We start from the raw sequence: 14,587 nt of genomic DNA on the forward strand, positions 1-14,587 counted from the left end.
AGCTGTTTGACTGTTAATCGGCTCCCTGTAGAAGTAAAAGCCACCCCACCTAAAATCTCATCGTCCTTACGGATTAATAGGCGATTAATTACCATTGTTTTTCCGTCATGTTCAAAGAACTCCTCCACGCTTTCTTTTCCTGAGCGAATGACAGCACTTAGGCTCTCATCCGGTACATATTCATGTAATTTATTTCCAATAGGAAAAGGCTTAGGAATTTTAAAAAGCTCTCCGTATTTCTCTGTCATATAGATAATACGACTTTCTGTATCAACAATTACAACAACACCCAAGGACTCTAAAAATTCTTTTACGATACTTTCAAAATTAATTTTTTGCCTCATCCTGCACTCACCTTTCTTTAAAAAGCTTGAATGAAAACCAAACAAATAGCAAATGCTATTTCTATTCAAAAGCTATTTATCATAATTTTAACTAAGCACAGAGTTAGAATGTGGTACTAAACCAAAACTTCTGAATCCCACCAGTGGATACAAAAAATATGAAATTATAATTCATTAAAGTCCATAATAATCAAATCAACTCTATGCTTTTACGAAGTTTTTTCTTTATTATTGCTATTATATCATAAAATTTGTAAACAAGTACTCTTGTTAGAAATTGATTAGCAGATGACTTTCAGTACAAATAAACTTGATTTATTGCTTAATCTTTTTTGGGTTGGGCATATTAATATGAATGAAAGGAGGGGAAAAATTTGCGCGCATTAGAATTTACAGAGGGAACCTCCCAATTACAGGAAATACGCTATAGTACCCATGCCATTAAGCGTCAACAACACGGCAGAGAGCAGCAGTTTTTTGATAGTGGACATGGAAAAACTCAAAATTCAGATTATGAACCTTTGCATTATCAAGATGTTTAAAAAGAAATCGCCCTTCCAAAAGAAGGGTGTTTTTTATTTAAAATATGTTTGTATAAAAAACAATCATTTAACTTTAATCTGTGAAACATATTCTGCCACCTACGAATTAACAAAACAATGATTTCTATCTCTAAAACAGAATAAACCACCAGCTAAGCTGGTGGTTTAAAATGTTATTGTGACAAAAGATTATAGTTTATATTTTTTGCAAATCAGACTAACTCAATAATTGCCAGGTTTGCCTGAATTGTTCCTGTACCATAGGTTACTGTTGTTCCGGTACTGTTGAATAAGCTAAATATAAGAGGTGTAGTTGTAACTGTAATCAGCGCAGTGCCATTTAATTGAAGCGTTGTAATTGGTGCTGGTGAGGTTGACAAAATAATATCTGATCCTCCACTAATAACTCTTATACCAAAAGTGACATTTGGCGATGTTTCTGCACCATCAGTATTTACCCACCAAGAGATAAAATAGTTACCTGGAGTATTGATGAAGAAATTTCCTATACCAGCATTATACGTTATATCTGGTGACGGCGCATTAATGGTTGTGTCGAACAAAACATTTGTATTTGTTGGAATTGTTCCTCCACTGCTGCCTTGTAACTGTACTTGTAAACCTGATAAACTGGAGCCTGGTCCTGGAGGCCCCTGAGGACCTACTGGACCTTGTGGACCTGCGGGACCCTGTGCTCCCTGAGGACCTGCGGGACCTGCCGCACCTGCTGGACCCTGTGCACCTGCAGGACCTGGATCACCCTGGGGACCTGCGGGACCGGGATCGCCCTGGGGACCTGCGGGACCTGTTGCACCTGCTGGACCTTGAGCTCCCGTTGCACCCGTTGCTCCTGTTGCTCCCTGAGGACCTGGCTCGCCCTGAGGACCCTGTGGACCTGTTGCTCCCGGAGCACCTTGTGGACCTGTTGCTCCCGTGGCACCAGTTGGGCCTGCGGGACCTGCTTCACCTTGTGGACCTTGGGCTCCGGTTGCTCCCGGAGGGCCCTGTGGGCCTACTGGGCCTACTGGACCTTGAGGGCCTGTAGCGCCGGTAGGGCCTGCTGGTCCCGGAGGTCCTTGAGGTCCTACTGGTCCTCGGGGTCCTCTACAGCAGCAATTTGGACCCCCACCACAATTACAAATACCAATTCCATTTAAATCACAATTATCATTGTAGTAATTCATTAATTTTCCTCCTTTTCATAATTTTGAATGACTTATCATCTAAACTCATGCACAGAAATTTTGATCTTTCCTCCTTGCTAAATCAGAAGCGCAAACATTGAATTTACTAAAACACCTTTGAATAATATACTTAGGAAATGCCAAGACCTGCACTAGCATAACCGGAAACAACCGTTGCCAAATCAGCGCCTGCCGTTACATCAGCGGAGAATACCAGAAGTAATCTATTTCCTGCGGATACAGGAATGTTTAAACCGGTGGTAAGACCACTGAGAATCGTACCAGTTGCAACGATTCCTGTTAACGCTGGAGCGAGGGTAACTACTGCACCAGCTACCTCAGTGAAGGTATCATTCGGTGTAGTCGACACGTACAGCTGGGCAGTCACCGTTACGGTAGACCCTACTAATGAAAGCGCTGTAGCAACACTAAAGTAAGCTGCCAAGGATGTGATGGTACCCTCTCTGGGTACAGAGAATGCCAAGTTTGTTAATCCAGTTAAGTCAATTGTTCCGCCGCCAGCGGTAATACCAGGAGCATTAATCCCAAAGCCAATTGCACTTGAAGTATTAAGCACTCCGCCAATAACAGTGGTCAAAATAGCTGGTTCCCCTGATGCAAACGGGATAATTGCCCCTGCACCTGCGGGACCTGGTTCGCCCTGAGGACCTGCGGGACCTGGATCACCTTGGGGACCTGCGGGACCAGCTACGCCTGCGGGACCCTGTGCGCCTGCGGGACCTGCTACACCCTGAGGACCTGCGGGACCTGCGGGACCTTGAGGGCCTGCGGGACCTGTTGCACCCGGAGCGCCTGTGGCTCCTGTTGCACCTGTTGCACCTGTTGCGCCTACGGGACCTTGCTCACCCTGAGGACCTGCGGGACCTGTTGCACCTGCGGGACCCTGTGGGCCTGCGGGACCTGCGGGACCTTGTGCACCTGCAGGACCTGCGGGTCCCTGTGGACCAATATCACCGGCAGGACCCTGAGGACCTGTTGCGCCGGTTGCACCAGTTGCGCCTGTTGCGCCAGTTGCACCTACTGGACCTTGAGGACCCTGAGGACCAATGGGGCCTTGAGGACCTTGAGGACCCTGAGGACCAACGGGACCACGAGGACCCCTTGGACCGCGGCAGCAACAGTTACTATTAAAATTGCCTCCACAACTATTGTTGCAATTAATACCCTGTAAATCATTCATATCATAGTCATTGTCGTAATCATACCTCATGTCTTTTCCTCCTTTATAATGAATCATTAACCTACTTTCAAAAAATCCCTTACATGCTAAAACTTCGAAATCATCCTGTTTTAAATGAAAAAGTATCCCTACATATAAAACCCTCATATAAAAAATCCCGCTAAGCCAATTTGAGTTTATGCAACTGTGCAATATAAATTTTAACATCAGTTTTTCCTTGAATTTTTCACATTTCGTATTTCCAAAAATATTTGTGGTAGCTTGGACGTTTTCTATTAATAACTAAATTGTACATAAGGAATTACCATGGGATAGAAGAGCTCTTTTTGCCACTTGAGTTCTAATTGCGGCGCCATCCCAAACTGTACACCACAAATTTACTTTTCGTTAGATTCCCAGCATAATGAAATGTCTTTTGCTCTTGCATGTGATGGTTAACATGCCATTCGAAACAGTTACCACAATAAGTTCTTTTCTTAAAGGAACTTTCTATAAGACGAATTCCCTCAAAATATAATCTGTGGGTGCTAATGATTTTTTTCTAAGACTTCCTTTCGATAGACTCAATTACAGAATCCATTTCACCTCTCTTTAGCAATTCATGTTTTTCTTAAGTTACTGCAAGCTCTACAACATAATATGTAGATGTGACATGCTGGGTGACAATTTGCGAATAAATTCATAGTTTATAATTCCTTAAACCAAAAGAAGAGATTTGCCCACAAAAATAAGACACCCTTCTTTTTTTCGAAGAGTGTCTTATTTTTTCCGTAAGGATATTTGTACCTTAAATTTTTTACACAATAAAATAACCTCACATCATTTTATTAATCTCTTTTTTTAATCGGCCGATGATTTTCTTTTCAAGTCTTGAAATATACGACTGAGAAATCCCAAGAATGTCCGCCACTTCCTTTTGGGTTTTTTCCGTTGTTTCAGGTAAAATGCCAAACCGCATTTCCACAATTTTTCTCTCTCTGCAAGAAAGTTTATCCATTGCATTGTTTAATAGCTCCCTGTCTACCTCTTCCTCAATATTTTTGTAAATGACGTCTCCTTCTGTACCAAGAATATCGGAAAGGAGCAATTCGTTTCCTTCCCAATCAACATTCAAAGGTTCATCTATGGAAACCTCGGATTTTGTTTTACTATTTCGCCTCAAATACATTAAAATTTCATTTTCAATACATCTGGATGCATAGGTGGCCAATTTAATTTTTTTCTCAGGATTAAAGGTGTTGATAGCTTTTATCAAACCAATGGTTCCAATTGAAATTAAATCTTCTACATTTACGCCGGTATTTTCGAATTTTCTTGCAATATAAACCACCAAGCGTAAATTTCGCTCAATCAATACTGATTTTACCCTTACCTCATCCTCACCGCCAAGTTGATCCAATAAAACTGCTTCTTCATCCGGCTTAAGGGGGGGCGGAAAAACATCACTTCCGCCTATGTAAAATACCCCTTGCCCTTTTCTGCGTAATTTGCGCAGAATCAACCCTGCATGATACTTCACTAAAAACAGGAAATACTTCCATTGCCTCATAAATCGTCCTCCTCCAGCAAGCAAGGGGGAATCAAACCTTCATATCCCCCTTTAAAAAAATCAAAGGAAATGCCTATATACAGCCCGTGATAACTTATTGTCTTTTCGCCAAAACAAATTTTGCATTCTTCGGCAAGTAAGCCCCACAATGCTCCCTCAGGATTTCCTAAACTGGTGTAATGCATTGGTTCAAGATTCTCTCGCTCACCGCAAATTAGCTTTTCACCCTCTTCTGCAGAAAATAATGGAAGTAAGGTTCCCAATTCCATTACAATGACCCCTTTGCCATCTTTTTTCAACCCGTTTCCCGTATCAATAAGTACACGACCTTCTACCCATTTGCTATTTTTACGAATATACACTGTGCAAAAATCTCTACGCCTTCGTATATGGGTCTCGATCCAATTGCTGCCTATTTTTATTAATATGTAACTTACAGCAATCCCCCAAATTAAATATTGCCAGGGAAAAAACCTCTGCCGTAGAATTAAACCAGTTCCCAGTACTTTTTGAGCTTGGGTAACTGTAAACAGTACATTCAAACCGCCTCCCATTAAAAAGGATGCAAATAGAGCTGTTAAAAAAAGCCTGATAAAATTTTTAGGGCTTTTGGGAAAGTACGCCACCCCAAGTCCAAGGATTAGTAATGCAAAAGATAAAAAAATGCCTCCATTATTTGGAAACAAGAATACTAGCAGCAAACAATGACACAAAGCAGATAACAATGCACCTACAAAAAGCCGCCATTTCTTGGCGTGAAACCCGCTAATCCGCCCTGCCGCATAAAGCAAAAATAAGTCCATAATCCATTCCCAGAAAAACACCACATCAATATAAACTGAAGCCTCCATTCCTTCCCTCCTGAAACAAATTATAGGCATGTTTAGATGCGAAGTTTGTCAAATTTACTGAAAATACCAAAAAAAAGAATGGCAGAGTTCGACCGACTTCGACTCTCCATTCTTTCTATAATTAGAATTTTATAAATTGCCATACTCACCCTGAACTAACATTTCAATGCGAAAATCCCAGGGAAATATCAGTTCCTATTGGGATCTATTCTTATTGGAATTTCCGTTCTAAATATGATTTCATTATAAAATACTTGTTCTAATTCTGTAACTTCTCATTAAATGAGTTTTCCCAGTAGATTCTTTACTTCATTTTTCTTTCTCATGCCCTCAACACTTAATGATAGACACGAATAATAGAGGCAATTTCTTTTACCATTGACATATTAGAAATCACAATGATGGAGTCCATGAATTGTTTTTCTAAAACATCATAAGTAACAATGACAACATCCGCCGTTTTTTCATCCTTTGTTTTTTGCAATAACATGGATATACTGACATTATTACTTCCAAATACCCCAGCCAAGGCAGCTAAAGTGCCCGCTCTGTCCTCAAGTTTCATGCGAACATAGTAACTGCTTTTTGTTTCTTTAATATCTTTAATGGGAATATTTTTATAACAGCTACTACCGATTCGGCCAGTGCAATGAAACTGAATGTTTCTTGCAACATCCAAAATGTCCCCTACAACGGCACTTCCTGTAGGCAGCTCACCCGCTCCTCTACCATAAAACATAGCATCTCCTACAGCATCCCCATGAATAAATACCGCATTATAAGAATCATTTACCGCCGCCAAGGGATGACTCTGAGGAATCATGGTTGGATGAACCTTTACCTCAATACCATCCTCCGTATTTTTGGCAATTCCTAGCAGCTTAATTTCGCAACCAAGCTCATGGGCATAGCGGATGTCCTTGGCAGAAATTTTCGAAATACCCTCTGTGTATACATTTTGAAATGTTACGGGAGAATTAAAGGCTAGAGATGCCAAAATGGCAAGCTTTCTGCCTGCATCGTGTCCCTCAATATCCGCTGTTGGATCTGCCTCAGCGTAACCTAAATCTGTTGCCAATTTGAGGGCTTCTGCAAAGTCCATTCCTTCTTCACTCATTTTGGTTAGAATAAAATTGGTAGTCCCATTGATGATCCCCATTACCTCTGTTATTTCATTCCCTGCTAAACACTGATTCAGTGGTCTTATAATTGGAATTCCTCCAGCAACAGCCGCCTCAAACAATAGGTCACAATGATTTGTTTTGGCAAGCTTCATAAGCTCATGCCCCTGCACTGCAATCAGATCCTTATTGGCAGTTACTACATGCTTACCTTTTTGCAAAGCTTCCTTAATACATGTTGATGCCGGTTCTATTCCGCCCATTACCTCAACAATAATTTCAATACTATCATCTTCAATGATATCACTCCACTGGTCTGTCAGTTTTTCTGGAGCAACCAAATTTGCATACTTCTCCTTGTTGCGAACCAATACTTTCGAGATTTCTAACTCCGCACCAATTTTATAAACCAGTTCATTCTTCTGTTTTTCAATAATCTTATATACACCGCCGCCAACGGTCCCCATTCCCAGAAGGGCAACCTTACGAATATTTTGTATCATGCTATTCTTCCTCCAGATTAAGTAATTTTGCTGTAATGCGCATTGTCAAATTATGACTGATATTAAGATTGTACGCACCAAGAGAGCATATGTCAATAAAAATCTGTCTTTTTTTCGAAAACATTTTTCCTTGTCAGAAAAACAAATTTGTGTATTATGTCTTTTTTTTATTGATATTTTAGAAGAAATAAATACGCCCTGTGTTTATTTCTTCTAAAATATATAAAATGTCTGGCTTCCTTCTGTCTAACCCGCACTCCTCGTGCCAAATCTGGCAAGATACTATTCTAAAATGGGCACTATATCAGGAAAATAGAAATCAAAAATTGAATCTTTTCTCAGAAAAATAGCTTTTATTTCTATAGAAATATACTTTCTTTCGTTCAATGAAAAACGAAGTCCTCATATTTACTGAGCACCTCGTTCTAATTCAAAAATTCTATGTTGTTGCTTGTCTAACATTACTTCTACTGACACATAGCAGCAGGCTTTTCATATTACATTTCCTTTGGATCATAGTTATCCAAAAATGAATGATAAACTCCTTTAGCCTTATACCCTACCATCGTGTCAAGGGAAACGGAATGAATGCTATTGAAGATACTTTTTTCAATATTGGGATTGTCCCGCTTTAGTCTGCGAAGGAGAATTTTCACTTCCTCTCGCTTAGATCCGCCACCACCATTATCGCACATGGTACAGTTCTCGGTAAATCTGCAGGCACATTGAATAAATTCCAAATCGTTATAGCGCTTCCAGCTCAAAATACTCTCCTCACCAATGCAGTACATGGGGCGAATCAACTCCATGCCCTCAAAATTTTTACTATGAAGTTTAGGAAGCATTGCCTGTAGCTGAGACCCATAAAACATCCCCATCACCGTAGTCTCTATCACATCATTAAAATGATGCCCTAAAGCAATTTTGTTACAGCCCAGTAATTTTGCTTTATTGTAAAGATGCCCTCTGCGCATACGTGCACATAAATAGCAAGGAGATTCTTCGGAATTATTGGCAATATCGAAAATATTTGTTTCAAAAACTGTGATGGGGATATGGAGGAGAGCAGCATTGCTTTCTATTTTTTGTCTGTTTATTTCATTATATCCTGGATCCATCACCAAAAAAATCAATTCAAAAGGTACCTCACTATGGCGCTGAAGTTCTTGCAATAGCTTTGCCATGAGCATGGAATCCTTTCCACCAGAAATGCACACAGCAATTTTGTCTCCCCCTTGAATTAATTCGTACTGCTTTACTGCCTTAATAAAAGGATTCCATATTTCCTTACGATATTTTTTTACAATACTACGTTCTATTATCTGATGCGGTGTTAATTCCCTCGCCATTCTAATTCCCCTATTCCAATTATTAAATCTAATATTCTTTATAGAAAACAAAACAAATCTGTATCCCTTATTTTACAAGCTCATTATAACATTCATCAAATACCCTTAAAAATTCCTGAATTTCCTCTTCGGTAGTTAAATGACTCAAGCTAATCCTCCATGAAGACAATGCGTTTTTTCGATCTTGACTCACTGCAAATACTGGGCGTGAAGGTTGTCCATCGGCAGAACAAGCGGATTTCACTGATACACAAATACCCTTTTCATCCAATGCTCTCTGAAAAACAGTTCCCTTAACACCGTACACACTCAAATTTAAAATATGAGGAACGGCAGTTTCAGGGCTGTTTATCCGTACAACAGGATAGGACGCTAAAGCCTTGCGTAGCTTCTCATTCAGACCTTGCACCACTTTATAGCGGCTATTTTGTTCTTCTAATGTTATTTTTAGAGCTGTCTCCGTTGCGGCGGCAAGGCCCAAAGTAGGGGTACCACTGCGATAAATCGTGGTGCTTGCTCCCCCATGAATCAGAGGCTCAATCACAAGATTTTTTCTTTTTAGCAATACCCCACAGCCATTTAGACCATAAAACTTATGCCCTGTAAAGCTCATGGTATCTATCCCTTGAAAGGAAACTTCCGTCTTTCCTATGGATTGGGTGGCATCCACATGTAGGCGGCAATTGGGATAGTCCTTCAAAATTTCAATAATTGGGGGAATGGGCTGAATACACCCCAATTCGCTGTCTACACCACAAATTGCTACCAAAATCGTATCTTTTCTTAATAACTCTTCCAATTCCTTTAAATTAACAGTACCATCCTTTTCCAGACCCAGCAAATCTATTTCATAACCTTGTTCCTGTAAGGCAGTTAGACAACCACTTACTGAAGAATGCTCTAGCGGTGTGGAAATAATATGCTTCCCAATATGCCTGGAAGAACGGGCTATGCCTTTGATTGCCAAATTATTTGCTTCACTGGCACCAGAGGTATAAATGATTTCCGCCGGATTCACCTTTAATAACATGGCTATACTTTCCGTAACCTTTGCCATTTCCTCTTGGGCGGATTTCCCTACTTGATGGGTGGAATTTGGGTTTCCCATAAACTCTTGTTCGATTTGTACAAAACGTTCCAATACCTTAGGTGCAACAGGGGTATTGGCTGAATAATCTAAATATATCATAAGCTTCCTCCAAAATTTGATAGATCCTTCACCACTTCGCCGGCAAGGATTAGCCCTGCTGTTGCAGGAACAAAGGCGTTGCTGCCCGGTACTTGCCTGCGTTGGGTGCACTTTCTTGCGGTACCCGCAGGACAAATGCAATGGGTGCGACAGCTAATTGCCATATCTTCTATTGGGGCAATAGGCAATTCCTTGGAATATACCACTTTCAGCTTTTTAATCCTGCGCTTCTTCAGCTCATGGCGCATCACCCGAGCCAAGGGACATACGGAAGTTTTATAAATATCAGTTACCTGAAAAGCGGAAGCATCCATCTTATTTCCGGCTCCCATACAGCTAATAATAGGTATCCCGGCTTGATTCGCTTGCACCACCAGTTCTATTTTTCCACTAACTGTATCAATGGCATCCACAACATAGTCATACTTAGAAAAATCGAATCCCCCTGCGGTCTGAGGCCCATAAAATGATTTATATATATTGACTACAGCGTCAGGGTTAATATCCAGTATCCTCTGTTTTGCTATGTCAACCTTATATTGCCCAACGGTACTGCGTGTTGCAATAATCTGTCGATTCAAATTTGTCAGGCATACCTTATCATCGTCTATCAAATCAAAGGTTCCAACGCCGCTTCGTGCAAGCGCCTCTACCGTATATCCGCCAACGCCTCCAATGCCGAATATAGCCACTCGTGCTTGGCTTAAGCAATTCATTCCCTCTTCTCCAATGAGCAATTGTGTTCTTGAAAATTGGTTCAACATTTCTGAATTTCTCCTTTTAAATAATTCGGTCTATTTTATTCGGGTAGAACTCCAGAAATTGTTCCACCCCCCACAACCACATCGCCATCATATAAAACCAAAGCCTGCCCCGGCGTAACGGCACGTTGAGGCGTATCAAATTCCACCCTCACTTGGCCATTTTCCAAAGGAGAAACCGTAGCCCATTGCTCCTGTTGGCGGTAGCGAGTTTTGCCTTGAAACCTCATAGGCTTATCCAAATCCTCAAAAGGAATCCAATTCATATCATCTGCAATTAATACCTTGGTATAGAGGGCAGATTCAGGCCCCACTGTAACCGTATTTTTTTCCATTGACTTCCCACAGACATAAACAGGCTCTCCCATAGCCAAGCCCAAACCCTTTCGCTGACCTAAGGTATAGCGCACTGCCCCTGAATGTTTTCCAACGATATTTCCCTTTTGGTCCAAAAAGTCACCAGGAGGGTAATGCCTGCCTGTATATTCCTCCATAAATTTTGTGTAGTCTCCATCAGGAACAAAGCAAATGTCCTGACTATCATGCTTTCTGGCATTTACAAAATGTAACTCGTCCGCTAACGCTCTTACCTCTTTTTTCCGTAAGCTTCCTAAGGGAAACAGGGTGTGAGCAAGCTGACTTTGGGTCATTGTATAAAGCGCATAACTTTGATCCTTTGTATCATCCAATGCTTTTTTGAGTAAATAACGGCCAGTTGCCTTATCTTGTTCTATTCTTGCATAATGCCCTGTCACAACATAGTTTAAATTCTTCTCTTGGGCAAATTTTAAAAGCTTATCAAACTTCATATAACGATTACAGTCAATGCAGGGATTGGGTGTGCCCCCATCTTCATAGATACGAATGAATTTTTCAATAATTCTTTCTCGAAAATCCATGGTAAAATCCAAAACCTCATAGGGCATGTCCAACTGAAATGCCACCTCGCTGGCATCATCAATATCCCTCTGTGAACAGCAAGTACGAAAATTGCAGCGACCAATATCCTCATTGCGGTATAGGCGCATGGTAGTTCCCTCACAGTAGTATCCATTTTTCTTCATAAAATAGGCGGCAATGGAACTATCTACACCACCGCTCATGGCAATCAAAGCACGGTTGTTTTCCATATTTTATCTTCCCCACAATCCTTTTTTCATATAAATTTTTGTATTTCTACTGATTTATTTATTAATGCACCCGAATAATAAATAATTCTAAAATTTTTCTTTATTGAAAACGCAAACATGGTCAATTACTTTCAAAATTTTGAAAAAGCAATTGACCTTATTTTTGTGATGATAGGCAATATTGATTCATAGGCTAAATTTGCCTATACCTGCCCTTAATTTTGAATGAATCTTTTTCTTTTTACGCAAGACTAACCCTTTTTTCTGAAGTAACATCCCAAAAGTAGTCAGTCACAATGCGAATTAGCTCCAGTCGATAATCAGCTGCACAATGATCCGTTTGTAATGAATACACCTTTAGCTGTGTGCCCCCTTCAGCCAGAATTCTTTCTTCCAAAGGACGACAATGGAACTTTGGCGGCGTATGTATATCCAGGGAGGCTTCCACACAAAGTACAGGCTTCTTTGCCAATTGCCGTGCTACAGTTTCCAGAGGGAACATAGAAGAATTTTCTTTTATTTCTTCCATAAAAAGCTCTACTTTTGCACCTCGCAGCCACAGAGCACTTTCCTCTAGAATGTGATGTAGGCTTTTTCCTGCAACAGCATCTTCCTCTTTGATTCGGAAATACCGTCCGATATCACAAGGCATAAGTAAAGCACAAGCGGCAATTTCCTCTCGCTTTGCGCTTAACTGTCCGCAGACAAAACCGCCTAAGCTATGACCAATGGCATAAATACGGTTTCGATCTATGTCATAGGTTTCGTCTTTCAACATAAAATCCAATACCGTTTCCCCATCCTCTAAATTATTTTTTAATGAATACTCACCATCACTGCCCCAACTGCCACTATAGTGAAAGGTCAGCACATGAAAACCTTCTCGACGAAGCCCCTGGGCAACGTCCAAGTTTTGTTCATTGCCGGGAATTCCATGAAATAAAAGTACCAGCGGGTGGGGTCCCTTGCCTCCCGGGGCATATAATGTAGCCAAAAGCTTACCCCGAGAGCCGGGAATAATGATGCCTATTTGACTTGGGCGGTTTGGCACATCGCCATAATGTAATTCACCATAATTGATTAAGGATTTCATCGACTCCACCCCACTTGTATCTATCTCCAAATCTTTTCATTTGTACTTGAACTAGGAAATTGAATATCCTATGTCAGAATCATATTCCAATTTCACCTTATCTCTGTATTCAATCTTGGTTATTTTCCGTTTTACTTTTATGCCAAACTAACCATTTTCATACTATGTTTATTGGTAATATTAGCACGTCATTTGTACCTTGTCAATGGATCAAAACCATTTAAAACACTTGCATTTTATGTTAAATTAATCCGCAAACATGGGTGTGGAAAGGTAACGCTCCCCTGTGTCAGGCAACAATGCAACAATGGTCTTGCCTTTGTTTTCGGGACGTTTTGCAAGCTGAATCGCTGCCCACAAAGCAGCCCCAGAGGAAATGCCGACCAAAACTCCCTCAGCACGGCCAATCTGCTTTCCTGTTGCAAAAGCATCTTCGTTTTCAACAGGAATAATTTCATCATAAATTTCTGTATTCAAAACTTCTGGAACAAAGCCTGCACCAATCCCTTGAATTTTATGAACACCGGGAGTTCCCTTGCTTAACACAGGAGAAGCGGCGGGCTCTACAGCAACCACTTTAATCTCTGCATTCTTTCCTTTCAAATAGGAACCTACTCCGGTGACTGTACCACCTGTGCCAACGCCTGCTACAAAAATGTCCACATTTCCATCGGTGTCTTCCCAAATCTCGGGGCCTGTTGTTGCCTCATGAACAGCTGGATTGGCAGGATTTACAAACTGTCCTGGAACAAAGCTGTTGGGAATTTCCTGTGACAACTCCTCTGCCTTGGCAATGGCACCTTTCATACCTTTTGCTCCATCTGTCAAAACCAGCTCCGCGCCATAGGCTTTCATCAATTGACGTCGCTCCACGCTCATGGTTTCAGGCATTACAATAATCGTTCTATAACCCTTAGCTGCAGCAATTGCCGCTAAGCCAATACCTGTATTTCCTGAGGTAGGCTCAATAATAACAGAACCAGGCTTTAAAATCCCTCTCTGTTCTGCATCATCTAACATGCTTTTTGCAATTCTATCCTTTACAGAACCTGCGGGATTAAAGTATTCTAATTTCGCAAGTATTTTAGCTTCCAAAGCGTATTCCTTTTCAATATGGGTCAGTTCCAACAACGGTGTTTTTCCTACCAATTGATCTGCAGAAGTGTAAATTTTACTCATAATAAATTCCTCCATTCGTAATCACTCTTATTATTACCATGTCACCTTATATCATTTTCATTACATCTCAAAAGCAACAATTATTCTTTCACCCTATAAACTCAGTAGGTTTATAGGTATAATATGCTTTCTTTTCTTATTTGTCAATAGGAAATAAACTATTTTTCAAATAAATTTATTTGCTTTCCTATTTACCCTATTATATAATAGGTTTAAACTTGGAGGGATTTTTTATGATGATTTCAACAAAAGGAAGATATGCATTACGCGTTATGATAGACTTAGCAGAACACCCGGGAGATTATGTCCCACTAAAGGAGATTGCCGAACGGCAGGAAATTTCCGAAAAATATTTGGAGATTATTCTGAAATCTTTGGTGCGGGAAAAATTCTTAATCGGTCAAAGAGGAAAAGGCGGCGGCTATCGCCTAAGCAAGGATCCTGACGCTTACACTGTGGGTAGTATTTTGCGCTTGACTGAGGGAAGCCTTGCACCAGTCGCCTGCCTGAATGAAAAATCTGAGCAGTGCACCCGTGTCCATGACTGCCGTACCCTCTCCATGTGGCAAGGGTTAGATAAGCTGATTTCCG

General features: G+C 40.8%; 14 protein-coding genes. 2 read left to right on the forward strand and 12 right to left on the reverse strand.

Features of this window, described 5'->3' with window-relative positions:
- Positions 1-344 (reverse strand): hypothetical protein (locus tag RTK36_RS06585; RefSeq protein WP_312045453.1); only part of this gene is annotated, 344 nt, incomplete at its 3' end.
- A 374-nt stretch (positions 345-718) separates the two neighbouring features.
- Between RTK36_RS06585 and RTK36_RS06590 the strand changes: the two genes are divergently transcribed.
- Complete coding sequence (locus RTK36_RS06590; protein WP_312045456.1) at positions 719-886, forward strand: hypothetical protein; 168 nt, start codon at positions 719-721, stop codon at positions 884-886.
- Between the two features lie 212 nt (positions 887-1,098).
- Here RTK36_RS06590 and RTK36_RS06595 read toward each other — a convergent pair whose 3' ends face one another.
- The 11 genes from RTK36_RS06595 to cysK form a co-directional block, all read right to left on the reverse strand.
- Positions 1,099-2,070 carry a hypothetical protein gene (locus tag RTK36_RS06595; RefSeq protein WP_312045458.1) on the reverse strand — a complete coding sequence of 324 codons (972 nt, stop codon included), beginning with the start codon at positions 2,068-2,070 and terminating at the stop codon, positions 1,099-1,101.
- A gap of 130 nt (positions 2,071-2,200) precedes the next feature.
- Complete coding sequence (locus RTK36_RS06600) at positions 2,201-3,301, reverse strand: exosporium glycoprotein BclB-related protein (protein ID WP_312045460.1); 1,101 nt, start codon at positions 3,299-3,301, stop codon at positions 2,201-2,203.
- 784 nt (positions 3,302-4,085) lie between these two features.
- On the reverse strand, positions 4,086-4,820 hold the full coding sequence (gene sigE, locus RTK36_RS06605; protein ID WP_312045462.1) for an RNA polymerase sporulation sigma factor SigE: 735 nt from the start codon (positions 4,818-4,820) through the stop codon (positions 4,086-4,088).
- On the reverse strand, positions 4,817-5,671 hold the full coding sequence (locus RTK36_RS06610; RefSeq protein WP_312045464.1) for a sigma-E processing peptidase SpoIIGA: 855 nt from the start codon (positions 5,669-5,671) through the stop codon (positions 4,817-4,819). The genes sigE and RTK36_RS06610 overlap by 4 nt, the downstream gene beginning before the upstream one ends.
- Before the next feature lie 337 nt (positions 5,672-6,008).
- Positions 6,009-7,295 (reverse strand): homoserine dehydrogenase, encoded by a 1,287-nt coding sequence (locus tag RTK36_RS06615; RefSeq protein ID WP_312045466.1) that lies wholly within the window; start codon positions 7,293-7,295, stop codon positions 6,009-6,011.
- Positions 7,296-7,792: 497 nt separating this feature from the next.
- Complete coding sequence (locus RTK36_RS06620; protein WP_312045469.1) at positions 7,793-8,644, reverse strand: tRNA lysidine(34) synthetase; 852 nt, start codon at positions 8,642-8,644, stop codon at positions 7,793-7,795.
- Positions 8,645-8,711: 67 nt separating this feature from the next.
- Complete coding sequence (locus tag RTK36_RS06625; protein ID WP_312045471.1) at positions 8,712-9,833, reverse strand: cysteine desulfurase family protein; 1,122 nt, start codon at positions 9,831-9,833, stop codon at positions 8,712-8,714.
- Positions 9,830-10,597, reverse strand: a complete 768-nt coding sequence (locus tag RTK36_RS06630) for a tRNA threonylcarbamoyladenosine dehydratase (RefSeq protein ID WP_312045473.1) — start codon at positions 10,595-10,597, stop codon at positions 9,830-9,832. Before RTK36_RS06630 ends, RTK36_RS06625 begins: the two co-directional genes overlap by 4 nt.
- A 35-nt stretch (positions 10,598-10,632) precedes the next feature.
- Positions 10,633-11,724, reverse strand: a complete 1,092-nt coding sequence (gene mnmA, locus RTK36_RS06635; RefSeq protein ID WP_312045475.1) for a tRNA 2-thiouridine(34) synthase MnmA — start codon at positions 11,722-11,724, stop codon at positions 10,633-10,635.
- A 241-nt stretch (positions 11,725-11,965) separates the two neighbouring features.
- Positions 11,966-12,817, reverse strand: a complete 852-nt coding sequence (locus RTK36_RS06640; protein WP_312045477.1) for an alpha/beta hydrolase family protein — start codon at positions 12,815-12,817, stop codon at positions 11,966-11,968.
- A 246-nt stretch (positions 12,818-13,063) separates the two neighbouring features.
- On the reverse strand, positions 13,064-13,996 hold the full coding sequence (gene cysK / locus RTK36_RS06645; protein ID WP_312045479.1) for a cysteine synthase A: 933 nt from the start codon (positions 13,994-13,996) through the stop codon (positions 13,064-13,066).
- 233 nt (positions 13,997-14,229) lie between these two features.
- Between cysK and RTK36_RS06650 the strand changes: the two genes are divergently transcribed.
- Positions 14,230-14,587 (forward strand): Rrf2 family transcriptional regulator (locus RTK36_RS06650; protein WP_312045481.1); only part of this gene is annotated, 358 nt, incomplete at its 3' end.

Origin of the sequence: Anaerotignum sp. (genome assembly GCF_031981185.1) — a bacterium.
In the GTDB taxonomy this organism is placed as follows: domain Bacteria; phylum Bacillota; class Clostridia; order Lachnospirales; family Anaerotignaceae; genus Chakrabartyella.

What these genes read in the sequence shown, in the direction of transcription:
- RTK36_RS06610 (WP_312045464.1), bottom strand. Translation starts at nt 5,671, where the DNA reads ATGGAGGCTTCAGTTTATATTGATGTGGTGTTTTTCTGGGAATGGATT.
- mnmA (WP_312045475.1), bottom strand. Translation starts at nt 11,724, where the DNA reads ATGGAAAACAACCGTGCTTTGATTGCCATGAGCGGTGGTGTAGATAGT.
- RTK36_RS06615 (WP_312045466.1), bottom strand. Translation starts at nt 7,295, where the DNA reads ATGATACAAAATATTCGTAAGGTTGCCCTTCTGGGAATGGGGACCGTT.
- cysK (WP_312045479.1), bottom strand. Translation starts at nt 13,996, where the DNA reads ATGAGTAAAATTTACACTTCTGCAGATCAATTGGTAGGAAAAACACCG.
- RTK36_RS06620 (WP_312045469.1), bottom strand. Translation starts at nt 8,644, where the DNA reads ATGGCGAGGGAATTAACACCGCATCAGATAATAGAACGTAGTATTGTA.
- RTK36_RS06640 (WP_312045477.1), bottom strand. Translation starts at nt 12,817, where the DNA reads ATGAAATCCTTAATCAATTATGGTGAATTACATTATGGCGATGTGCCA.
- RTK36_RS06625 (WP_312045471.1), bottom strand. Translation starts at nt 9,833, where the DNA reads ATGATATATTTAGATTATTCAGCCAATACCCCTGTTGCACCTAAGGTA.
- RTK36_RS06630 (WP_312045473.1), bottom strand. Translation starts at nt 10,597, where the DNA reads ATGTTGAACCAATTTTCAAGAACACAATTGCTCATTGGAGAAGAGGGA.
- RTK36_RS06595 (WP_312045458.1), bottom strand. Translation starts at nt 2,070, where the DNA reads ATGAATTACTACAATGATAATTGTGATTTAAATGGAATTGGTATTTGT.
- RTK36_RS06600 (WP_312045460.1), bottom strand. Translation starts at nt 3,301, where the DNA reads ATGAGGTATGATTACGACAATGACTATGATATGAATGATTTACAGGGT.
- sigE (WP_312045462.1), bottom strand. Translation starts at nt 4,820, where the DNA reads ATGAGGCAATGGAAGTATTTCCTGTTTTTAGTGAAGTATCATGCAGGG.